Annotated in this window: 21 protein-coding genes; 7 read left to right on the top strand and 14 right to left on the bottom strand. The window is 44.1% G+C overall.

Annotated elements, in window-relative coordinates:
* Positions 1 to 61: 61 nt before the first annotated feature.
* The 9 genes from FLL45_RS12040 to FLL45_RS12000 form a co-directional block, all read right to left on the bottom strand.
* On the bottom strand, positions 62 to 1,285 hold the full coding sequence (locus FLL45_RS12040) for a 2OG-Fe(II) oxygenase (RefSeq protein ID WP_142942305.1): 1,224 nt from the start codon (positions 1,283 to 1,285) through the stop codon (positions 62 to 64).
* Between the two features lie 114 nt (positions 1,286 to 1,399).
* Positions 1,400 to 1,972, bottom strand: coding sequence for a DUF2878 domain-containing protein (locus FLL45_RS12035; protein ID WP_142942304.1), 573 nt, complete (start codon positions 1,970 to 1,972; stop codon positions 1,400 to 1,402).
* Entirely contained in the window at positions 1,973 to 3,268 is a 1,296-nt protein-coding gene (locus tag FLL45_RS12030; protein ID WP_142942303.1) for an SAM-dependent methyltransferase, read from the bottom strand.
* 83 nt (positions 3,269 to 3,351) lie between these two features.
* Positions 3,352 to 4,140, bottom strand: coding sequence for a DUF1365 domain-containing protein (locus FLL45_RS12025; protein WP_142942302.1), 789 nt, complete (start codon positions 4,138 to 4,140; stop codon positions 3,352 to 3,354).
* Positions 4,103 to 5,386: an NAD(P)/FAD-dependent oxidoreductase gene (locus FLL45_RS12020; protein ID WP_142942301.1), complete on the bottom strand. Its 1,284-nt coding sequence runs from the start codon at positions 5,384 to 5,386 to the stop codon at positions 4,103 to 4,105. The genes FLL45_RS12025 and FLL45_RS12020 overlap by 38 nt, the downstream gene beginning before the upstream one ends.
* Positions 5,383 to 6,144, bottom strand: coding sequence for an SDR family NAD(P)-dependent oxidoreductase (locus tag FLL45_RS12015; protein WP_142942300.1), 762 nt, complete (start codon positions 6,142 to 6,144; stop codon positions 5,383 to 5,385). The genes FLL45_RS12020 and FLL45_RS12015 overlap by 4 nt, the downstream gene beginning before the upstream one ends.
* A gap of 1 nt (position 6,145) precedes the next feature.
* On the bottom strand, positions 6,146 to 6,562 hold the full coding sequence (locus FLL45_RS12010; RefSeq protein ID WP_142942299.1) for a nuclear transport factor 2 family protein: 417 nt from the start codon (positions 6,560 to 6,562) through the stop codon (positions 6,146 to 6,148).
* Positions 6,559 to 7,488: an acyl-CoA desaturase gene (locus FLL45_RS12005; RefSeq protein ID WP_142942298.1), complete on the bottom strand. Its 930-nt coding sequence runs from the start codon at positions 7,486 to 7,488 to the stop codon at positions 6,559 to 6,561. The genes FLL45_RS12010 and FLL45_RS12005 overlap by 4 nt, the downstream gene beginning before the upstream one ends.
* Positions 7,489 to 7,536: 48 nt before the next feature.
* Positions 7,537 to 8,082, bottom strand: a complete 546-nt coding sequence (locus FLL45_RS12000) for a DUF3833 domain-containing protein (RefSeq protein ID WP_142942297.1) — start codon at positions 8,080 to 8,082, stop codon at positions 7,537 to 7,539.
* Positions 8,083 to 8,232: 150 nt separating this feature from the next.
* Between FLL45_RS12000 and FLL45_RS11995 the strand changes: the two genes are divergently transcribed.
* The 4 genes from FLL45_RS11995 to FLL45_RS11980 all read left to right on the top strand — a co-directional run bounded on the left by FLL45_RS11995 (position 8,233) and on the right by FLL45_RS11980 (position 11,647).
* Positions 8,233 to 9,606 (top strand): DUF4397 domain-containing protein, encoded by a 1,374-nt coding sequence (locus tag FLL45_RS11995; RefSeq protein ID WP_142942296.1) that lies wholly within the window; start codon positions 8,233 to 8,235, stop codon positions 9,604 to 9,606.
* 67 nt (positions 9,607 to 9,673) lie between these two features.
* Positions 9,674 to 10,318 (top strand): sigma-70 family RNA polymerase sigma factor, encoded by a 645-nt coding sequence (locus FLL45_RS11990; RefSeq protein WP_142942295.1) that lies wholly within the window; start codon positions 9,674 to 9,676, stop codon positions 10,316 to 10,318.
* Positions 10,315 to 10,974 (top strand): ChrR family anti-sigma-E factor, encoded by a 660-nt coding sequence (locus FLL45_RS11985; protein ID WP_142942294.1) that lies wholly within the window; start codon positions 10,315 to 10,317, stop codon positions 10,972 to 10,974. Before FLL45_RS11990 ends, FLL45_RS11985 begins: the two co-directional genes overlap by 4 nt.
* A gap of 235 nt (positions 10,975 to 11,209) precedes the next feature.
* Positions 11,210 to 11,647, top strand: a complete 438-nt coding sequence (locus tag FLL45_RS11980; protein WP_142942293.1) for a hypothetical protein — start codon at positions 11,210 to 11,212, stop codon at positions 11,645 to 11,647.
* Positions 11,648 to 11,680: 33 nt separating this feature from the next.
* Here the strand turns inward: FLL45_RS11980 and FLL45_RS11975 are convergent, their stop codons facing one another.
* From FLL45_RS11975 to rpe, 5 genes are all read right to left on the bottom strand, one after another.
* Positions 11,681 to 13,072, bottom strand: a complete 1,392-nt coding sequence (locus FLL45_RS11975) for a cryptochrome/photolyase family protein (RefSeq protein ID WP_185964433.1) — start codon at positions 13,070 to 13,072, stop codon at positions 11,681 to 11,683.
* Positions 13,073 to 13,159: 87 nt separating this feature from the next.
* Positions 13,160 to 14,101 (bottom strand): YbgA family protein, encoded by a 942-nt coding sequence (locus FLL45_RS11970; protein ID WP_142942291.1) that lies wholly within the window; start codon positions 14,099 to 14,101, stop codon positions 13,160 to 13,162.
* 129 nt (positions 14,102 to 14,230) lie between these two features.
* Entirely contained in the window at positions 14,231 to 15,067 is an 837-nt protein-coding gene (rhlP, locus tag FLL45_RS11965; RefSeq protein ID WP_142942290.1) for a rhombotarget lipoprotein, read from the bottom strand.
* Between the two features lie 97 nt (positions 15,068 to 15,164).
* Complete coding sequence (locus tag FLL45_RS11960) at positions 15,165 to 15,767, bottom strand: anthranilate synthase component II (RefSeq protein WP_246075822.1); 603 nt, start codon at positions 15,765 to 15,767, stop codon at positions 15,165 to 15,167.
* A gap of 28 nt (positions 15,768 to 15,795) precedes the next feature.
* The gene (gene rpe, locus FLL45_RS11955; protein ID WP_142942289.1) at positions 15,796 to 16,473 is read right to left on the bottom strand and encodes a ribulose-phosphate 3-epimerase; all 678 of its coding nucleotides are present in this window, start codon (positions 16,471 to 16,473) and stop codon (positions 15,796 to 15,798) included.
* A 362-nt stretch (positions 16,474 to 16,835) separates the two neighbouring features.
* Here rpe and FLL45_RS11950 point away from each other — a divergent pair, with 362 nt between their 5' ends.
* The 3 genes from FLL45_RS11950 (at position 16,836) to FLL45_RS11940 (ending at position 21,469) form a co-directional block, all read left to right on the top strand.
* Positions 16,836 to 17,516, top strand: coding sequence for a zinc metalloprotease (locus tag FLL45_RS11950; protein ID WP_142942288.1), 681 nt, complete (start codon positions 16,836 to 16,838; stop codon positions 17,514 to 17,516).
* Positions 17,517 to 17,617: 101 nt separating this feature from the next.
* Positions 17,618 to 18,226: an HvfX family Cu-binding RiPP maturation protein gene (locus FLL45_RS11945; RefSeq protein WP_142942287.1), complete on the top strand. Its 609-nt coding sequence runs from the start codon at positions 17,618 to 17,620 to the stop codon at positions 18,224 to 18,226.
* Between the two features lie 423 nt (positions 18,227 to 18,649).
* Positions 18,650 to 21,469 (top strand): 2-oxoglutarate dehydrogenase E1 component, encoded by a 2,820-nt coding sequence (locus FLL45_RS11940; RefSeq protein WP_142942286.1) that lies wholly within the window; start codon positions 18,650 to 18,652, stop codon positions 21,467 to 21,469.
* Positions 21,470 to 21,474 lie beyond the last annotated feature (5 nt).

Here is a 21,474-nt window from a genome sequence, read left to right as displayed (position 1 = left end):
TACAACTCAAATTCTATCGATACACTTAAGACCGATTAAAAATATTAAGGGTCACAACAATTTAATGATTTTCGCGCTTATTGGCCCTAAACCAACGAGTGGCAACCCACTTCTCCCCCGCAATCACCGGCAGTCCAGCATGCAGACTTCGCTCATCCGGCTGCCCTAATTCGTCAACATTATGAAAAGATAACACCGCGCCGGGTACAGGAGATTGCTTTATTTTGAGTTTTGGCAGCTCGGTTTCTCCGCCTTGAGCAACATGATTTAAAAACAATATGCCCGTCACCACTCTTTGACCGCCAAATTTAAGATATGACTGGGAAGAGGCCAGTTCTTCAGCAAAATAGTCAAAGTGATACTGGTACTCTTGACCGACCTGGTAATTCAAACAGTTGAATGGCTCGCCATTTTCATGAGGTTGATGACAGGCTTGCGCAACTCGTTGTTCAATATCTGCTGCAACAACATCTTTTTCCTTAACAGACAAAAACATCGAAGAGTTTGTTCGTACATTGGAAGCTTGTCCCTGATTGTGCCCAACGGTTCGAATCACTTCGGCCCGTTGCATTGAGGGCGATGCTAGCCTTATAAGGTGAGCTCTCTCAGCTAAAGTTACACAATTTGGCGTCAATACGACAATTGGTGCGTGATTTAATACCTGCGAAGGACCAATTTGACTCGCTAATTCTAGGTTAATGGGTTGCAGTTCACGCTCGGTTTTATCGATAGTTTGCCAACTGTCGACTTTCAATTCTTGAAGGAGCGGATAATGACTGGCTTGAACTTTTTGCCAAGCGATTTGAGCGCGCTTGTTATCGAGTTGAAGACCAAACTCTTGTCCACAGGCAAGGTAAGCAAAACTCGAGTCTAAATCGAGTTGTGCGACACCTTGCGCAAAATAGTCCAATGCGACTTCTGGCGCTCTTGAAATCATCAACAACCCCATCAAATGAAGCAATTTCGGATGATAGGGCGGTTTGTAATGATTCAGAATGCGCTGACACTCCTTCTTATCTAATTCTTCCATTGCTAACCAGGAAAGTAGCAGCGTTGCCGGTAAGCTTTGTTGATTCAGTAGCGGGTTCAAATACTGCTTGGCTAAGTCCGCTCGGCGCGGCACAAACTGGCCACGGGCAAACATTTCACCCAGCCGTAACTGGGCTGGCTCAAATCCTTGGTCAGCCAACTGCTTGAGCATTTGATAGCCCTGCTCGGCTTGCGGCGTTTTGAGCAAAGCAAGCGCTTGGGAATAGATGACCGATTGTGGCGGGGGCGGGTTCATGCTTTATACGCTAGACCAATAAACGAATAGCCCGCTAGTGTATACCCAGAGATATTCAAGGCCAAGGGAAAAAACAAGAATCAAGAATGGCTCATCACTGAGCCATCGACGAATTTACGCGAGATTGGTCACAGGAGATTTATCTTCTGGGATGATTAACAGCCGGCTAAGTGGCTCGATATGGAACACAATACCAAACAGCAATCCCCAAAAGATTCCGCTAGCTATCATGAAAGGCCAGAATTCAATAATAGCGACATTAGCCAACTTACTCGCTCCCCAATAGGCTAAGGGACCAGCGATCGCGGCGAAGCCACCTGCTATGTATGCTTTGCCGACCAACCATTGATAACAAGCCGATAAAGTCACACTAAACCACAACCACATAAACAATAGCCAAAGTGGGGCAAAGCCGGGGGCTGCGCCAGCAGTACTGGTGTCAAAATCAATTAACTGAAGCGACTGAAGCAATGAATCCGCAGCAAAACCGAGAAGTGCAAACGCGAGGCGCGCTACGTAGTATTCGATACCTAATGAGCGCTGTCCAGGTTGTTGTGAAAACCGCCATTCCCAAATTAAGAACCCAACCAACAAGGGAACTATCGCCCAATAAACCCAACTAGTACTTCCCAATATGACCGTTAACCAGCCAATTTCGAATAGTACAAATCCAATCCAAAGAGGCATCTAATTCTCCAACGAAGCAAGTTTCATCGGGACTCTTGCCATCGGTTTGACTAAGTGCATTTGTACGTCGCTGATAACACGTTCTCGAAAGCCACCTTCACAATAGCAAAGATAGAATTCCCACATGCGATTGAACGCTTCACTAAACCCTTGAGCACGAACATCTTCGATTTTTTCAAAGAAAGCTTCTCGCCACTTTTGCAATGTAATCGCGTAATGGACGCCAATATCCTCTAGATTTAACATCCGCATGTCGGTCGACTTACGCACACTGTCGCTGATTGAATCAACTGAAGGAATGCAGCTGCCAGGGAATATATAGCGTTTGATAAAATCAATATCTTTCTTAGCACTATCAAACCTTTGGTCTTGAATAGTGATCGCTTGAAGGAGCATTTCTCCCTCTGGTTTCAGCAATTTACTGCATTGCGCGAAAAAGGTGTCAAAGTAGTGATGTCCTACCGCCTCAATCATCTCAATTGAGATTAATTTGTCATACTGGCCTTTCAGGTTTCGATAATCTTCTTTTAACAAGGTAATCTGAGACTCCAAACCTTCAGCCTTAATTCGCGCCTGAGTATGGGCATGTTGTTCATCCGATATCGTCGTGGTAGTCACTTTGCAGCCGTAATTTTTCGCGGCGAAAATCGCTAAACTTCCCCACCCGGTGCCGATTTCTAACAAATGATCGGTCGGCTTTAATCTCAAGCGGTCACAAATTCGTTTGAGTTTATTGAGCGACGCCTGTTCCATCGAATCTGACTCAGAGTGAAATATGCCTGCTGAATACATCATCGTAGGATCAAGGAACAGTTTAAAAAACTCATTCCCTAAGTCGTAGTGAGCGACAATATTACTTCGGCTTCCTTTACGGGTGTTCTTGTTGAGCCAGTGGAAACCTTTCTTAAGCGGACTCGTTAATCGGGCAAGGCCCCCCTCCATCGAATCCATTACGGATTGATTTAAGGCAAATAGCTGAATGACCTTAGTCAGATCTGAAGTACTCCAGTAGCCATTCATGTAGGCTTCACCGGCTCCTACTGAACCACCAAACCCAACAAACCAGTAAAACTGTTCGTCATTAACTCTAATGTCGGTTTTTAAATCATGACGTGATTTTCCTTCAAATTGAAAGACCTGCTCACCGTCATATATCGTCAAACAGCCATATCCTAGATGCTTGAGCTGGCTTAACATGGCATTTTTTAAGGTACGAGTCATTATGCTCGCGCTTCTTTTGGGCCGTTTTGCTTCTAGCTGGTCAGCTAAAGTTTTGACTGACAAATTTGAGCTCATTGCCGGTTCCTCATGGTTTTCTGTCCTATTTATCCGTTGGTACGATAGCCAACGCCAGTTAATAAAATCTTATACGTTGGTTTCTATCGACTAGATTCATTTGTTAGCTTTTGATCGCTCTGAGAGTGGGGATTGTCATAAAAAGGTACTCTTTTGAGCCATAATTTGAGGGCTTGCCAATAAATGCCGGCGGCTACTTGCCAGGTCATCAAAGGAAATTTAAGGAGTGCCTTAGCCATATTTTTTCGATTAATTGCTTTAGCCTCGAGCAATAGCGTCGCATCAAAGAACTTTTTACCCCCTTTGATGTTTTTCATAAACACCGTTAACTTCTCGCCAGGCTGATTAAATCGCCAAGCGTACTGCATATCCATGGGCAGGAAAGGTGAAACATGGAATAGCTTATCAAACTCCGCTGTCACGGCTTGAGTGCGTTTTGTTTCTGTTGCACGATTATCAAGGACGTATCGGTATCGTTGATCCCAGGGCGTGTTATTGATTTCGGCCACAATAAAGTCGACGTGCTCACCTTCTTCATCAAAACAATAGTAAAAAGAAACGGGATTAAAGCAATATCCGAAGTAACGCAAATGCGTGAGCATTCTAATAGAACCCTTTGGCTTGACACCACATTGTGATTCCACTTCTTGTATTACCGCATTTTTGATCGAGCCAGTGTCATCGGTAAAATAATCACTCGTTCGAAAGCTCGCGAAATTGCGCTTGTCTTTTGACCACAGCCAAAATTTATCAAAAAGCGTTGGCAGTTCATCTAGGTCGAGATACAACATAAACATCCCATAACTGAACTCATGGGATCTGGGCTCAAACCGCCTATGCTGAACGCGACCAAAGTATATTTTGCTGTTCATTATTGATTTCCTTGTTGAAATCTTGCAGAGCGGTTAACGCTGAAACAACACCATCTTCATGAAAGCCATATCGCCAATAGGCACCACAATAAAAAGTACGATGGGTTCCATTGATTTCACTGTGTCTTTGCTGCGCTTGCACGCCATCCAAAGTGAAGAATGGATGCATGTAGTCCATCTTTTTAATAATCTTACTTGGATCAATTGCGTCCGTATTGTTCAATGTCACGCAAAAAGTATTTTTACTTTTGAGCGACTGAAGAATATTCATATTATAAGTTAGCGCTACTTGTTCTTTCTTTTCTTTCAGCAAATGATAATTCCAAGCTGCCCAGGCAAGCTTCTTATCAGGTAAAAGTCTTTCATCAGTGTGCAACACGGCTTCGTTGTCCGAATAGGGGATTGCCGAAAGTACTTCTCTTTCTGTCGCTGTTGGATTTTCCAGCATTGCAAGGGCCTGATCACTGTGCGAAGCAATAAAGACATAGTCAAATGCTTCTGTCCCTTGCCCCTTGGCCTTAACTAGAACTTGATTAGATGACCGTACGATACTCTCGACCGGACTGGACAATTTAATTTTATCTTTGTGGGCGGCTATCAATGGCTTGACGTATTCATTAGAGCCATTTTTGATAACGTACCATTGTGGCCTTTCATCGACGCTGAGCATTCCATGATTATGGAAAAACTGAACAAAAAATCTTGCCGGAAAAGCAAACATCGAATCGTGATCCGTTGACCAAATTGCGGCGCCCATGGGCACGATATAATGATGGATAAACTGCTCTGAATAATTATTAGCGGCTAAGTATTCGCCCAGTGATAATTTTTCATGGGGCTGCTCTAAAATTTCTAAACTTTCGCGATTAAACCTTAAGATATCTTTAATCATTCGATAGAAACTCGGTCGAAATAAGTTTCTTCTTTGCGCAAACAGCGAATTCAAAGTTGTCCCGTTGTATTCTAAGCCCGTTTTTTCGCACTGTACCGAAAAGCTCATGTTACTTTTCTGATACTCAACGCCTAATTCACCGAGCAGTTTGATGAAGTTAGGATAGGTTTTATGATTGAATACAATAAACCCAGTATCGATATTATGTGATTCACCATCGAAGTCTATTTTATGCGTATGGGTGTGCCCGCCGACATAATCATTTTCTTCAAATACAGTAATGTCGTGTTCTTTGTTTAAGTAGTGAGCCGCTACATTACCAGCAACACCCGTTCCAATTATCGCTATCTTCATCTTTCTGGTACCGTTCCTTTTAAAAGTTTTGCGCTTAATCCCGCTGGTAACATAGAAAAAAGTTTCAGCATCAATGTAAAACGTTTGGGATAATGAATTTCAGTCGTCTGTTTCTGTAAGTGTTTAACGAGAACTTCGGTCGCTTTATCCACCGAGATCCGCATTGGCATGTCGAAGGTGTTCTTATCAGTCAGCGGCGTTTCAACAAACCCTGGACATATCCAGCTGACCGCAATGTCCTCCGGTTCAAGTTCAATTTTTAGTCCTTGAAACAAGTTCCGAATCGCGGCTTTGCTTGCGGAATACGCTTGCCCTTGAGGTAAGCCTTGCCACGCGACACTTGAACTCATGCCAACTAGATAGGGATCGGTAGAACGACGCAATTGCGGCAGCGCAGCTTCAATACCGCGGACCATAGAAATAAAATTAATTTGCATCATTCGTTCAAACGGCGCTGTTTCAAAATTTCTCACATCGATATATTCTGCCGACCCGGCATTTAAAATCACACAGTCAAGTCCGTCGAATCGTTCAATGATTTGATTCACGATCGATTGGTTCGTATTCTCTTGCGCTAAATCACCGGCTACCACCAGAGCATTATCATAATCTTGATAAATCTCTTTCAGTTGAGATTCATTTCGTGAGGTAACCGCAACTGACGCGCCCTGTTCTAGAAGACGCTTTGCTAAAGCCAAACCGATTCCGCTTGAAGCACCGGTTAACCAAACGCGCTTGTTATTAAATTGGTAGCCCATGCTATAAACGCCTTTTAATTAACTTAACTAAACCACCAAGAACGGGGAGTTGTTCGTAGAGCATTACTCCAGCATCAAAGTAATCTCGGTGAAAAATCACTTGTTGTGATTCATTCACTTTTAAGTAAGTTGCACCAGGAACCGTTATTTCTTTGCCGCCATTTAGTTTTGGATGTGACAATTTCATTACCCAATGGATAAAATAAGTATTTCCTTCAGCGATCGATTCGCCGAATTCAAAGCTTATTGCTTTGACATTACTGTACATACCTTGAAAATATTCTTTCAACGCTTGCAGTCCATCAACTCGATGGAAAGGATCGGTAAATTCGATATCTGCAGCATAAACCGATTCGATAATGTCGATATTCGAACTATCTAAATCATGATACAACTTCTTGAACTTATCCAAAATCATGTTTTAGCTTGCTCCATTTGTCGATAGATTTTCTCTGGGATTGGTTTGAGGTCCCAGACCAAGCCAAACCAACTCATTACTTTTAAAATGTAGAAAGTGATATCAAACTCGTACCACTTAAACCCTTGACGAACCGTCCCGCAGTAATAATGATGGTTGTTGTGCCACCCTTCGCCGAGTGTAATCAGCGCAAGAACAGGGTTGTTACGACTATCGTCTTTAGTTTCAAATCGCCGGCTGCCAAACCGATGTGCCAAAGAGTTTATGGTGTAGGTTGCATGATAAAGAACAACAGTCGAAACAAAAAAACCCCAAACTAAGAGTTGTCCGCCAGTGGTCTCCAAAGATGGTGCATAAATCTCAAGAATTGCACCTAAAACAAATAAAAATAACGCTAATATAAACGGCGCAAGCATATCAAACCGGTCTAACCAAACAAGCTCTTTAAACTGGGCAAAATCTTTAATTTTTTCTGAACGCGTCGAGAAATTTTTATTCGATAAAAACCAGAGCGTATGACTCCATAAAAAGCCTCTCTGACGCGGCGAGTGAGGATCGTCTGGTTGATCTGCTCGTGCGTGATGATGCCTGTGATGAGATGCCCACCATAAGGGACCACGTTGCGCCGAAGACGCGCCTATAAATGCAAAAATAAATTGCAGGGGTCGACTCGTTTTGAAATTTTTGTGCGAAAAATATCGATGATAAAAGCCAGTAATCGCAAACATTCTCAGCACATACAGACCAACGGCTACCCAAAAAGCAAACCAACTAAAACCAACCCAAAACACTCCCAGCACAGCAAGGTGCATCAGGATAAATGGGATAATACGTTTTGCATCAATCGCGTCGCCTTTTTGATCGCCAATTGCCGTGGTGTCAAACCACGCCATGATTGAAGCAAAATTTTTAGATAACCGTTTCATAAACTATTTCACACTTCTCAACATTTTTTGTTTCACTAAACATCTCAACTACAAATTCGCGAGACAACTCTCGACTTGCGTTTGTTGAATACTAATATCAATTCGGCCAACATTAAAACCCCATTTACTCATGTCAGTAGAGCCCATGAGGGTTTTGCTGTCGATTAAATGCAACCAGTCATCCATCGCAATGACGTATTCTGTTCCTTCAACTTGAATCGCAAGTTCATAGGTTAAGTGGAGCGTATCGCCCTTAACTCGACCAACGGCCTCACCAACAACATCGCCTGCAGTTCCGATCCACTGTTCATTTTTACGAACAAATTTCCAGATTCTTTTTTGTTTCTCACCGTCGTCAAAAACAAAATCTTCGTCTAAAACTACGGCGTCTTTTTCCGCAGTTGCAGCAATATCTGCTACAAACTTTCGACTCACTTCGCCGCTTCTATCTCTAACCACTCCCCAAGCACAAAGTTTGCCCGAAAAAAACTCGTTCATTTTAAATTGCGGAGATTTGTTTTTATAACTATTCAGCGATGCCGAACATCCGCCGAGCACTGCAACAAAAAATCCCGCTACAAACAACAATTTCAAAACGTTCTCCAGGGTGTATAACTTTTTCCTAACTTACGCAGTTCCCCTGTTTTCAGATCAAAAGTAAATATTACCGAAGAGGTGATCCAAATTTCTATCGGCTCGTAATCCTGATCACAACTTCACTCTCAAAAGAACGGAAACAATACGATGAAAAAACTCAGCATATTATTTAGTTTATTCTTGGGTGGGCTCGTCGCTTGTAGTGATAGCGACAATGATCTTCCTGATCCACCACCACCTCCAGCACCACCTCTACTAGCAAAGATTCAAGTCGTTCATGCTTCGCCTGATGCACCTCGCGTTAACTTAGCAGTCGACGATATCACTTTCGCTGAAAACGTTGACTATTTAGATGCAACTCCAGTCACTGATTTAGCAGCCGGCACACATACTGCCGACGTTCTCGCGATACTACCTGATGGGTCAACCGTCGAAGCCTTCCCGACCGTTGAAGCACCTTTCGGGGCTGACATTATTTACACTGTTCTCGCGGTCAATACGCTAGAGAACATCGAACCATTAATTCTCACCCGGGCAGACACAGCTGTAACGGCTGGTAATGCGCGCATCCAAGTTGTCCATGCCGCACCAAATGCGCCGATTGTCGATGTCTATGCCACCGCGCCTGGTGCAGACTTAGCCACGTCCTCTCCGTTAGTAACCGCCGACTTTAAAGACAGTTTAGACGCGACCGAAGTACCTGCTGGCGACTACCAAATTCGCATTACGCCAGCTGGCGATGCCGCAACAGTCGTTTACGATTCAGGCACTATCACTCTTCCTGATGGTGGGGACTTCACGATTGCAGCAGTCACTAACGTTGGACCTGGCGACCAACCGGTCAACCTTCTATTGCTCAGCGCATCGGGTTCAGTTTCTTTACTCGACGCTTCAACACCGACTTCAGTTCGCGTTGTCCATGCATCTCCTGACGCGCCGGCAGTAGACATCATTGCTAACGATGGCTTTGCAGAGCCGCTAATCAGCAATATCCCATTCGCTGGTTGGGCGGGATATGTTGATCTTCCAGCAGACACTTACAACATTAAAGTGGTACCTAATGGCGAAACAACGCCAGTTGTTATTGACGCAGACCTGACACTTGATGCAGGCGTCGCTTACAACGTGATCGCAACAGACGTCCTTGCTGAAATCACTCCACTTGTGCTAACTGCAGATAATCGCCGAGTTGGTACTGAAGCGAAGCTTCGTGTGATTCATGGCAGCCCGACTGCACAAAACGTTGATATCTATCTTGTTGCTCCGCAAACAGATATCACTGATGTCGCACCAACGCTGTCTGACGTTCCGTTTCAAGCTGACACCAACTTTTTGTCGGTGGCCGAAGGAAGCTACGACGTTATCGTCACTCCGACCGGTACTAAAGATGCAGCAATTGGCCCAGCAACGATCTCTTTAAGCGCTGGCGGCGTATACACCATTATTGCCCGTGACGGTGAAGGTGGTGGCGCACCGCTTGGAGTCATCTTACTAGACGACTTTGAATCGCCAGTTAACTAAGACACAACTTAGACAGTAATGGGGCTCTATTAGAGCTATAGAGCCCCACAATCTATTGAGATTAACTATGCAGCAGGAAAGACAACAAGCAACAAATCTTGTATATTGGCCGGTATCCAGTCCCAAAAGACAGTCAGTCAATATGACAAACTTGCAAACTGCCGATCCCCAAGCACAATGTTGGAAACAGCACATGCTAGCTGTGGCAAGCTCTCAAGACCGAGCGGCCTTCCAATCTTTGTACTTGCATTTTGCACCAAAAGTAAAATCTTTCTATTTGAATCAGGGCATGGCGAGGCAAGCCGAAGAACTGACTCATGAAGTATTTATTAAAATCTGGCAAAAAGCAGCCAGTTACAATAGTGAAAAAGCGAATGTTTCAACGTGGATTTTTACTATTGTCAGGAATTTACGAATTGACTATCTACGTCGAAGACGCTTAGATGAGGTAAGTCAAGACGAAACTCATGATGTAGGCGAAGATGGAGAACTTGATCTAGGCGTTGATTTATCACGTAAAAAGAAACAAGTTCAACAAGTTTTTACCTACTTAAACGAAGAGCAACGTAACGTGCTGCAAAAGGTCTATTTTGAGGACAAAAGCCACCAAATTGCAGCAGCTGAATTAGACATGACACCCGGCGTGGTGAAATCTCGAATTCGCAGTGCGCTAAAAGTATTACGATCCCATCTGGGAGGCGAAGACAAATGAAGTATCATCCAGACATTGAATTATTATTGAAATATACAAGCGGTAAGCTTGAGCCATCGTTGGCTTTAGCCGTCGGCTTGCACCATAAACACTGCAAAATTTGTCAAGAACGCGTTGCAGAGCTCGAAATCGTCGGCGGTGAAACTCTCGAGTCTATGCCAACCGTCGCAGACAATGAAGATCAAATCGTGCTCAAAGACTTCGATAAGTTATTAGGTGCTATTGACCAAATCCAGCCGGTCGCGACTATCAGCGAATACGAAGACTTAGCGGTTGCCGAATCTGATTTCGACATTGTTGACAAACTCGTCAAACAGGACTTTGATGACATGGAATGGAGAAGAGTTTCTCCAAAAATATGGAAGAGCACGATTGCGATGAACGATGCTGACTTTGAAGTTGAATTACTCAAGTTTGCAGCGAACGCTAAAATACCCCAACACACTCACGAAGGAGATGAATACACAGTCGTGTTGCAAGGTGATTTTAGTGATAGCCAAGGTCACTACAAAGCAGGTTCATTTATTGTGCAAGACGAAAATGACGAGCATTCACCAGTCGCCGGTGAGAACGGCTGTATTTGCCTTGCAATCACTAACGCCCCGCTCAAATTTACCGGTACTTTAGGACCAATTCTCAATTGGTTCTCACATTAACCGGTTGATTTTGTTGGCCTAATTTGACCTCAATTTCAAATTAAAAGCCGCATTTCCCATGCGGCTTTTTTGGTTAATACTCATACCAACTAATTAAAACACCCACTTTAATTTCTCAAATTGTGAAGCAAATAACATAATGAGATTTTTTACTTGTCAAAATTTAACCACGACAGTAAGCTTCCGGGGCTAAAAAATAATCAACACGTGTAAGATAAATCCATTGGGGATAGCATTGATCATCGAGCCATTCACTGGCACTAACTTAATTCGTTTTGGCGCATCGGAGAGTGATGCGACCAAGCACTTGGGCGTTCCAGACAAAGTTTATCTGAACGACAAAAATGCTTGTCGCCTGCAATATAATGAATTAATGATGGAACTAGGCTTCGATGCATCCAATGAATCTCTACTCAGCAAAATCACTATCTATAATCCCGAAGCAGAACTTTTTGGACGACGCTTGATCGGTAGAAAGCAAAAAGAGGTTCTTCAATTTATTGGCAAACACTTTGATGTCGATCCTCAACTGAGTGACTACGGCCCATCCTTTTCCTTATGTTTCAAGCAAGACTGTACGCTCGAGCTAGAATTTCGTTTCGGTATTCTCGATAGTATTCGGATCGTTAAAACCCAGAGTGAAGACAATGAGTTAGCACTTGCTAACTCTTAAAGTCAGTTTTCTAGTGTCAAACAGTCTAAATACTTAAGCAGCGTTAGCACGCTTAAAAGACTCGATCGCGAGCTTACGAGTCGCCTTCAGATCAACTTGCGGCCGAGGGTAGCCCTCAAGCGGTGCTGTTTCGAATTTATGAATCGCGTTAGACGAATATGCTTTTAATTCTGGTAGCCAAGCTTTAATAAACTCAGCCTGAGGATCAAACTTTTTTTGTTGAGCTGCAGGATTAAACACTCTGAAGTAGGGCGCCGCATCGGTTCCCACTGAAGCACTCCACTGCCATCCGCCATTATTGCTCGCAAAATCAAAATCGAATAATTGTTGAGCGAAATAAGCTTCTCCGTGCCGCCAGTCAACAAATAAATTTTTCGTTAAATAACTTGCCACAATCATGCGTAATCGATTGTGCATCCAACCCGTGGTGTTTAGCTGCCGCATCGCTGCGTCAATAATCGGAATACCCGTTTTGGCTGACTGCCAATCTTCGAGGACTTGTCGATCGTTGTTCCAAGGAACAAACTTATCCACCGAATTAAATGCCTGCCGCTGACTGACTCGAGGGTAGTTCCACATCACCGACCGATAGAAGTCTCGCCAAACTAACTCGTTGACCCAAGTTGAGGAGGCTGGATAGCCCGCCTGCAATGCTGTTTGATAGCATCGCGCAACGGATAATGTACCGACAGCCAGAGCAGAGGATAGCTCTGATGTTCCTTGAATAGCGGGGAAGTCTCGATTCGCTTTGTATTCACCGATTTGTTGCCGGCAAAAAGTTTGCAGTTGCTTATTGACGAAATCTTCACTGATATCCGGGGTGACTTCTGCACTTGGCTTGATACTTGGCAACTGGCTCACCACACCTGATATTTTCGGAATTTGCCTATTTTCTGCGGGCCGGGCAGTAGGGGGTGCTGGATTAATCGGCGGATTATGATCAAGATAAACTTGCACCTTTCTCGCATAAGCGCTGAAAACCTTATAGCCGCCACCGTCACCGTTAAGAATTTCCCAAGGCGCGACTAACGACTGGCCCACTTTTCGGTGGCACTTAACCGTATCGGCCAGCTTCTCTACGACAGCTTTATCACGGCGGCGCTCATAGATTGGGTACTCCATATTAAAAAATAAATCGCTTACCCCGAGCTTTCCACACAGTTCACTGAGACGATTGGGTACCTGCTGAAAAGTTTCCGATTCAAGGATCACCAACGGGATGTTGAGCTTAGCAAGCGCAACTTTAAGTTGACTTAACGCCTGAAGCACTAACCATTGCTGATTATTGCCCATGTCATGCATCGCCCATTGATTGGCACACAAACAATAAACAGCGACGACTTGTCGCTGTTTATTTTCGAGTGCTGAGGATAGCGCGGGATTGTCATTGACGCGCAAATCATTGCGAAACCAAATTAGATTCATCTTTTTTTCAACTGTTAAATTTACTATCGCCGACCCAAACATCGGTTGCTTTTAAAGCCGCTTCACAGTTATCAAACTGACCACTCATTAATGCATGGCAACTTGAATCGCTAACTCTTTTGGATAAGGGTTTAAGTATGATTGCTTTGCAATATATTCATTTGGATGGTGATTGAAGTGATGCTTCAATAACGTCAAAGGCGATAAGATCGGCAATATGCCTTTACGATACTCCAAGATGCAGTTAGCCAGTTCACGTCGATCTTCAGATTCTAATTTATCTTTCAGATAGCCTTGCAAATGCATTAACACATTTGTGTTGTTAGACCGGGTGGCTGTTTTCTTAAGACCTTGCATTAATTTCTCGATATATTGCTCAGCAACCTCCACAAGATTTTGTTGGTTAATACTGGCGACCAAAGGACCTAGCTCTCGATAAATCGGTTGGCTATGGGCCAATAAGGTTAATTTGTGACGCGCATGAAACTCGTACAAACGTTTCTTGGTTAGCCCACCTTCGAGCATACTCTGCCACTCATGGTACACATAAACTCTCTTGATAAAACTGTCGCGCAATAACGGGTCGTTTAAGCGACCATCTTCTTCTATCGGTAATAATGGGCACAGTTCTTTCACGCGAGCAGCAAACACGCCCATACCTTTGCGCTCAGCGCCGCCTTTCTCACTATACACTTTGACCCGCTCAACGCCACAACTCGGCGAGGCCTTGCAAAACACGTAGCCACTCATTTGCTTCAATTTCGCGACATTTTGGTCGGCGAAATCTTGCAATGGCGCGGTAAAGTCTTGACTAGAATCATCGCTAAATACCGCTCTTGGCGAGGCAATATCACCAACTAACCGAATCGTTTTTCGTGGTGTCGGTAAACCGATCCCCACCTCTGGACAGAGCGGCACGAACTTAAAGATTTTTGATAACTCGTGACGACAAAATCGATTTTGTTTGTGCCCACCATCATAGCGAACATTCGCACCCAGAAGACATTGACTGATCCCGACTTTAATCATTAGAAAACCCCGTTCTGAAACTGTTAGTAAGTTATACAAATCTATTACGCAAATTAGACATAACTAGATCACTACTCGCTTCAGTTTGCCATAAGTTTAGTCGCTATCAATCAATTGAAAAAATTTTGTCTAACTTTTCCCATCACCTCGACCTACCGCAGCAAAACGCAGTAAAAACATCAATAAAATCAGTCCATAAATCGACGCAGACCCGCCACCGCTGTAACCTGGGCGATAACTTACCGTAGCCGCTTTTTGCGTTTTGACCTTGTCTTTAAAGCTTGCCAATTCAGCATCAAGATTTTGAGTCATTTGAGTCACGGCTCTCGAAAACGAGAGGTTTCTTGCTTTCGCGATAGTTCTTTCAGCACCCGCAAAGCTGTGAATCGCGTCGGCTTTACCGATGCCCGGTGCTCGAAATAACAACTGTCTACTTTCCACATCAAATACAGCAGTATCCACGAAAGTCTGCAAATCCGAGGTTTCACCCGGCAATAAGTAAGCGCCTACTATCGTCCAGTAAGACAATGCCAAAGCATTTTCCTCTCTCATTTCAACATGATCGTAAGACACTAACGCGACGACATCGAGCGCATATAATTTGGCAATTTGCGAGAGTGCGGTAAATCCTTTGCCTTGTTTCAAATAGAGCTCTGGAATCACTTCAATTTGATCGACATACTCTCGAGCCTCAAAAGAAGCCGCCACATTTTTCAATAAGTTTGATTTCTCGACCGCGGTCAAGGAAGAAGACGACTGGGGATTATCTTCAGGAACAAATGCCAGTCCCACGCGCAAAGGTAACCGTAAATGTGGGATCGCATCTTGTGAATGATCGACGACTTTGCCCTCTGGGTAAAGGAAATCTAAAAGGCTACTGGTGACACCAGAGCGAGACTGATGCAAACAGCCTGACATCATCAAAGTGAGCAATACCAGCGAAACAAGTTTTAAGTAAAATTTCATCTTTATCTCCTTTATTAATTAAAAGCAGACTAACGAGAAGCCGCGCGGAACTCGAATGTTGTCAATAAAGGCGTATCTGAAACCACTCAGCGTGGCATTATTTGATACTTAGAAACCGTTTTAAGAGGGTCATACCGTGCTCTGATAGCACTGATTCAGGATGAAACTGAACACCTTCGATGGGGAAGTCCTTGTGCTTTATTCCCATGATATGGCTCACATCACCGTTCGTTTTTTGGGTCCACGCCGTTACGGTCAAACAGTCAGGAAAATTAGCTTTATCGATAACCAGCGAGTGATATCGAGTTGCCGCAAAGCCTTGAGGCAATCCGACAAAGACTCCCTGATTAGCATGATAAATGGGAGAAGTTTTACCGTGCATCACGCGTTCGGCCTTAACCACCTGGCCGCCAAATACTTGACCGATCGCCTGATGTCCCAAACAAACACCCAAAATCGGTAATACCTGATGGAAGTGCTCAATGACTTTCAGTGAGATGCCAGCTTTATCCGGATCACAGGGGCCTGGTGAAATCACAATATGGCTTGGCGAAATGGCTTCAATCTCGCTGATAGAGACCTCGTCATTGCGTCTAACGACCACTTCTATTTCAAGTTGCTGTAAATAGTGAACCAGGTTAAAAGTAAACGAATCATAATTATCAAGCATTAAAATCCGCTTTGGCGAAGAACTTGTCATATCGCTCAACTCCGCCTAATTAGCGTCTTTATGCGCCGGTTGCCGCAATGATATTGTTGCGCATGGTTTTGATCACCTCGGCATAATCGGCTTGGTTGAAGATCGCCGAACCAGCAACAAATGCATCGGCACCGGCTGCCGCTATCTCTCCGATATTGTCTTTTTTAACCCCACCGTCGACTTCCAAGCGGATATCATAACCACTCTGATCAATCAATTGACGAACTTGCTGTAGCTTGGTCAGCGTTTGTGGAATAAAGGATTGTCCACCAAACCCTGGGTTGACAGACATCAACAAAATTACGTCAAGCTTATCCATTACGTGCTCTAGGCAATGGATAGGTGTCGCAGGGTTGAGGACTAACCCAGCCTGACAGCCAGAATCTCGAATCAACTGCAAACTGCGATCGACATGCTCACTTGCTTCAGGGTGAAACGTTATAATGCTTGCGCCAGCCTTGGCAAAATCTGGAATGATTCGATCGACCGGCTTTACCATCAGATGAACATCAATTGGCGCAGTGATACCGTAATCGCGCAACGCCTGACAAACCATCGGCCCAATGGTTAAATTAGGGACATAGTGATTATCCATCACATCAAAATGCACCCAATCAGCGCCAGCCTCCAAGACATTAGCAACTTCTTCGCCGAGACGAGCAAAATCGGCGGATAATATTGATGGAGCAATAATTGGTGACTTCATATAGCATGTCTCACTTGGTGGTTTCATTGGGGTTACCGCTTAAACTGACCCCAAGATCTGATTTTGGCGCTATTTTATAAGATTGCTCGTTAGCTTGTACATTAATTGTGAGCCTAACTGGCAATTTACTCGAATATTGTCGAACTCCATGATGAACCAAGTTAATTGATAAATGGATACCAGCTAAACCCGGAGACCCTCAACTTTACTCCCATTCAGTTTAATTAAACCCAAGGCTCGGCGATTTAAGGTATAGTAGCTCGTCTAACCAATTCGAAAGACCGGTTTAATCGACTGAACTCATACAAGGCCTCATGCTCTTAAAACATCAACAACTGAAATTGATAGCGTTTATAGTCGGGTTGAGCACTGCTTTTTATTGCCAGCAAACTGGTGCAGCGGTTTTAGCGAAGGACAAAATGTGGCCTAAGCACAGTCAACTTGTCGTTGTTTTCTTGGATGGCACGCCACAACAAAAAAAACTTGTGAAAAAGATCGCCCCGCTATGGCTGGAAAACTCGAGCCTGTCTTTTCACTTTTATAATGATTTCAAATCGGCTCCCACAGAAACCCATATCAGAGTCAGTTTTAAAGGCACGACCGGATCAGTTCTTGGCAATCATGGCGACTTTTCCTCGCAACAGCCGACCTTACAACTCGCCAAATTGAATGAAGAAGATTTGCCCGAAAACTTCGCTAAACGTTGGATACTTCACGAGTTCGGGCACGCGCTGGGCTTCGAGCACGAATTTCGCAATCCAGACTGGCCTTATGGCAACGCACCAATTGAACAACAAATTAGTGCTTGCTACCCGGGCATGATAAAACTTGACTACAGTGAACAGCAGGCCAGAACTAAATGTCGTGAAATCAACCAAGTTCTTTCAAAATATTCAACAAACTCAACTATTTATGATGAGTACTCCATTATGAATTATCCAATGGAAATCGCCCAAGGAAAAAACATCAGCAAGAAAATTCACGCCCGATTTGAACTCTCTGTACTGGATAAGCTGGCAATCGAACGCTGGTATGGCAAATAATAATCCTGCTTTAGGTCGCTGAGTGAAACAAATTCTCGGTTGAGTCATCTCTTATCTAGTTGATTGACTTATACAGTAATTATAAATAGAGAGAAAATAAGATGAACTTAGTTGAAAGTTACTATCGGTTACACAATGCCATTTTCAATAAGACCGATATCCTCGCAGGGCTCGGTCCCCTCGCCCTAAGACTTTTTTTAATGCCAGTATTTTTTGTTGCAGGCATGAACAAAGTCAATGGCTTTGAAGATGTTGTCGCTTGGTTCGGCAACGATGAATGGGGGCTTGGACTACCATTACCAACATTAATGGCGGCGCTTGCTGCTGGTACCGAAGTCATCGGAGCGGTTTTATTGGCGATCGGGCTGGCAGTCCGCTGGATAAGTATTCCGCTGATGATAACCATGCTGGTCGCCATTTTTACGGTACACTGGGAAAACGGCTGGCAAGCAATCCATGACTTGCAAAGCTGGGGAGCAAACGCCAATGCAGAGGCTGCACTCGAGCGACTCGATCGTGCAAAAGATATTTTAAGAGAGCACGGCAATTATGAGTGGCTGACCGAGAAAGGCAGTATTATTTCCGGTAACAATGGGATTGAATTCGGTGTCACCTATTTTGTGATGTTACTCGCACTCTTTTTTAGCGGTGGCGGCAAGTTTTTTAGCGTCGATTACTATCTCGATAGACACTTCAACCCTAAAAAGTAAGGTTCAATAATCACTCTGAAAAGCCGCCTATTTTGTGCGGCTTTTTTGTGTCCGAGTAGTGCCCAAAAATAATTCAATTTTTTATACGATTTAGCGATTAAAACCTAGACGAAATGATGCGAAAAAGATACGATCCGCGCGCGTGGAAGAAAGCGTTTCAAAACACCTAAACACTTAATTCTGTAGGCAATTATTGACGATATTCTGAGAACTGAGAGTAAAAACGAACTAATTTTCTAAAATATACCCTTTTTATAACAATATTTGGCGTATTTTCATGCAATTTTCGAGCATTTTATCAAATGCTATCTACAATTGTTATTAGAGAACAACTACTTATTAGTAATTGACACAGAATCACTTTCAAAACCGCTAAAAACGCCATAAACAGGCTTTTAAAACGAAACCGACCCGAGACAAACAATGCAAGAGAAATACATCGAACGGATGCATAAAACCAGTCATATTTCTGGTGGCAGCGCCGCTTATGTTGAAGAGCTTTTTGAGCAGTATTTAGATGACCACGAATCGGTGCCCACAGAGTGGCAGGACTACTTCAAATCAATGGCTGATGAGACCGGTCCGGGTACCAGCGATGTATCCCACGCAGCCATTCGAGCGCACTTTTATCAGTTAGCCAACAACCAAAAGAAAAGTGGCACGGTTTCTTTTGAGCATGAAACCAAACAAATCGCCGTCCTGAAACTGATCGAATCTTACCGAAGCCGCGGCCATCAAGAAGCAAAACTTGACCCGCTTGGCTTAATGGAGCGAGAGCAAGTCACCGATTTAAAACTCAATTTCCACGGTTTGTCCGATGCAGACCTCGGCACAGAATTCCAAACTCACACGCTCTATTTCGGCAAAGAAAAAGCGCAACTGAGAGAGATAGTCGCTAATTTGCGTAAAACTTATTGCACCTCGATCGGCGCCGAGTTTATGCACATTGTTAACAGCGAAGAAAAACAGTGGTTCCAAGAAAGACTGGAAGCTGTGCAATCGAAGCCAGCTTACGACAAAGAAACTAAGTTACACATCCTCGACCGATTAACGGCTGCAGAAGGGCTCGAAAAATACCTTGGTGCGAAATACCCAGGAACCAAACGATTTGGTCTGGAGGGCGGTGAAAGCTTGATCCCCGCAATCGACCAACTCATCCAAAAAGCGGGTATCTATAAAGCCAAGGAGATCGTCATCGGCATGGCTCATCGGGGCCGCTTAAATGTCCTGATAAATACATTAGGTAAAAAAACCAGCGAACTCATCGATGAGTTTGAAGGTAAAGCAGAATACGCAATGGGATCAGGTGATGTAAAATACCACCAAGGATTTTCATCAAACGTGATGACACCTGGCGGGGAAGTGCATTTATCCTTGGCGTTCAATCCCAGCCATCTTGAAATCGTCGCCCCAGTGGTCCAAGGCTCGGTTCGTGCAAGACAGGACAAACGCCGCGACACCAGTCACGACACGGTTGTACCGATTATCATTCACGGTGATGCAGCATTTTCTGGCCAAGGTGTGGTCATGGAAACGCTTCAAATGTCACAAACCCGCGCCTATAAAACGGGTGGTACGATTCATATCATCATCAACAACCAAGTAGGCTTCACTACGAACAAGAAAGAAGATGCGCGCTCTACAGAATACTGTACTGATGTGGCAAAAGTCGTGGAAGCGCCGATTCTTCACGTTAATGGCGACGACCCTGAAGCCGTTTACTTTGTCAGTCAGCTAGCGGCCGATTACCGAAATCAGTTTAACAAAGATGTTGTTATCGATTTAGTGTGTTACCGTCGCCGCGGTCACAATGAAGCCGATGAACCGTTTGGCACTCAACCACTCATGTATGGGGTAATCAAGCGCCTTCCCAGCGTGTTGTCGCAATACACTGAGCAATTAGTCACCGAGTCTCAGTTAGATAAAGCTGAGTCAACCAAAATGGTCGATAACTATCGAGAACATTTGGATGCCGGTAATGCGGTCGTAAAAACGCTAGTTGAAAATCCAGATACCGCGCTCTACTTCGATTGGTCCCCTTACTTAGGACACGACTGGACAATTCAAGCCGATACTACCTATGACCAAAAAGCGCTCGTTAAACTTGCCGAAGAGTTTTGCCAAGTGCCTGAGGGTTTCAGCTTGCAACGCCAAGTGAAAAAAGTGATTGATGATCGCTTGTTAATGGCAAAGGGTGAGCTACCAGTCAATTGGGGATTTGCCGAAACCTTAGCTTATGCCAGTATCCTCAAACAAAATAACGCGGTTCGAATTACCGGACAAGACGTTGGACGGGGTACTTTCTCGCATCGCCATGCGCAGCTTCATGACCAAAAAACGGGTGAGACCTACATCCCGTTACAACATCTTGAAGGGGTTGAAAAAGATTTCACCATCTATGACTCATTCTTATCAGAGCTCGCAGTACTCGGCTTTGAATATGGCTATGCGACTACCAACCCGGCCCGGTTAGTTATCTGGGAAGCTCAGTTCGGTGACTTCGCCAACGGCGCACAAATGATCATTGATCAGTTCGTCACATCCGGAGAGCACAAGTGGGGACGTCTATGTGGACTAACTATGTTGTTACCTCATGGATATGAAGGTCAAGGTCCCGAACACTCATCTGCACGACTTGAGAGATTCCTGCAGCTGTGTGCTGAACATAATATTCAAGTTTGCGTACCGACAACGCCAGCACAAATTTTCCATTTATTGCGCCGTCAGATTATTCGACCATTACGTCGTCCACTGGTCGTTATGTCACCGAAAAGTTTATTACGACACAAAGAAGCGATCTCCACCATGGAAGAACTTGCAACCGGAAGCTTCAAAAATGTGATTCCGGAAACAGAAGATCTTGATCCAAAGAAAGTGACCAAGCTCATTATGTGCTCAGGTCGTGTCTACTATGATTTGATCGAAAAGCGACGGGAAGAAAAAGCCAACCATATTGCTATCGTCAGAATCGAGCAATTGTATCCTTTCCCAACAGAGGAAATGGGTGAAGCAATTGCTCAGTACAAAAACTTAAAGTCAGCGGTTTGGTGTCAAGAAGAACCCAAAAACCAAGGTGCTTGGTATAGCTCTCATCATCATTTGAGAGAAGTCGTGAGTAATCATAATCCTGATCTCTACGTTGATTTTGTCGGTCGTGAAGCATCTGCGGCTCCCGCAGCAGGTTACATGGCGCTTCATATGAAACAACTTAACGAATTTCTCGATGAAGCCATTAAAGGCTAATTGAA

The organism is Aliikangiella marina, assembly GCF_007004765.1.
GTDB lineage: Bacteria > Pseudomonadota > Gammaproteobacteria > Enterobacterales > Kangiellaceae > Aliikangiella > Aliikangiella marina.
The sequence above is the reverse complement of the archived record's forward strand: the minus strand, read 5'-3'. Positions and strand labels throughout refer to the sequence as shown.

Excerpts from the sequence above, each read along its gene's own strand:
- FLL45_RS11945 (WP_142942287.1), top strand. The coding sequence starts at position 17,618 with ATGAACTTAGTTGAAAGTTACTATCGGTTACACAATGCCATTTTCAAT.
- FLL45_RS12010 (WP_142942299.1), bottom strand. The coding sequence starts at position 6,562 with ATGATTTTGGATAAGTTCAAGAAGTTGTATCATGATTTAGATAGTTCG.
- FLL45_RS11990 (WP_142942295.1), top strand. The coding sequence starts at position 9,674 with ATGCAGCAGGAAAGACAACAAGCAACAAATCTTGTATATTGGCCGGTA.
- FLL45_RS11975 (WP_185964433.1), bottom strand. The coding sequence starts at position 13,072 with ATGAATCTAATTTGGTTTCGCAATGATTTGCGCGTCAATGACAATCCC.
- FLL45_RS12005 (WP_142942298.1), bottom strand. The coding sequence starts at position 7,488 with ATGAAACGGTTATCTAAAAATTTTGCTTCAATCATGGCGTGGTTTGAC.
- FLL45_RS11985 (WP_142942294.1), top strand. The coding sequence starts at position 10,315 with ATGAAGTATCATCCAGACATTGAATTATTATTGAAATATACAAGCGGT.
- FLL45_RS12020 (WP_142942301.1), bottom strand. The coding sequence starts at position 5,386 with ATGAAGATAGCGATAATTGGAACGGGTGTTGCTGGTAATGTAGCGGCT.
- FLL45_RS12040 (WP_142942305.1), bottom strand. The coding sequence starts at position 1,285 with ATGAACCCGCCCCCGCCACAATCGGTCATCTATTCCCAAGCGCTTGCT.
- FLL45_RS12030 (WP_142942303.1), bottom strand. The coding sequence starts at position 3,268 with ATGAGCTCAAATTTGTCAGTCAAAACTTTAGCTGACCAGCTAGAAGCA.
- FLL45_RS11960 (WP_246075822.1), bottom strand. The coding sequence starts at position 15,767 with ATGACAAGTTCTTCGCCAAAGCGGATTTTAATGCTTGATAATTATGAT.
- FLL45_RS12015 (WP_142942300.1), bottom strand. The coding sequence starts at position 6,144 with ATGGGCTACCAATTTAATAACAAGCGCGTTTGGTTAACCGGTGCTTCA.
- FLL45_RS12035 (WP_142942304.1), bottom strand. The coding sequence starts at position 1,972 with ATGCCTCTTTGGATTGGATTTGTACTATTCGAAATTGGCTGGTTAACG.
- FLL45_RS12025 (WP_142942302.1), bottom strand. The coding sequence starts at position 4,140 with ATGAACAGCAAAATATACTTTGGTCGCGTTCAGCATAGGCGGTTTGAG.
- FLL45_RS11940 (WP_142942286.1), top strand. The coding sequence starts at position 18,650 with ATGCAAGAGAAATACATCGAACGGATGCATAAAACCAGTCATATTTCT.
- rhlP (WP_142942290.1), bottom strand. The coding sequence starts at position 15,067 with ATGAAATTTTACTTAAAACTTGTTTCGCTGGTATTGCTCACTTTGATG.
- rpe (WP_142942289.1), bottom strand. The coding sequence starts at position 16,473 with ATGAAGTCACCAATTATTGCTCCATCAATATTATCCGCCGATTTTGCT.
- FLL45_RS11970 (WP_142942291.1), bottom strand. The coding sequence starts at position 14,101 with ATGATTAAAGTCGGGATCAGTCAATGTCTTCTGGGTGCGAATGTTCGC.
- FLL45_RS11995 (WP_142942296.1), top strand. The coding sequence starts at position 8,233 with ATGAAAAAACTCAGCATATTATTTAGTTTATTCTTGGGTGGGCTCGTC.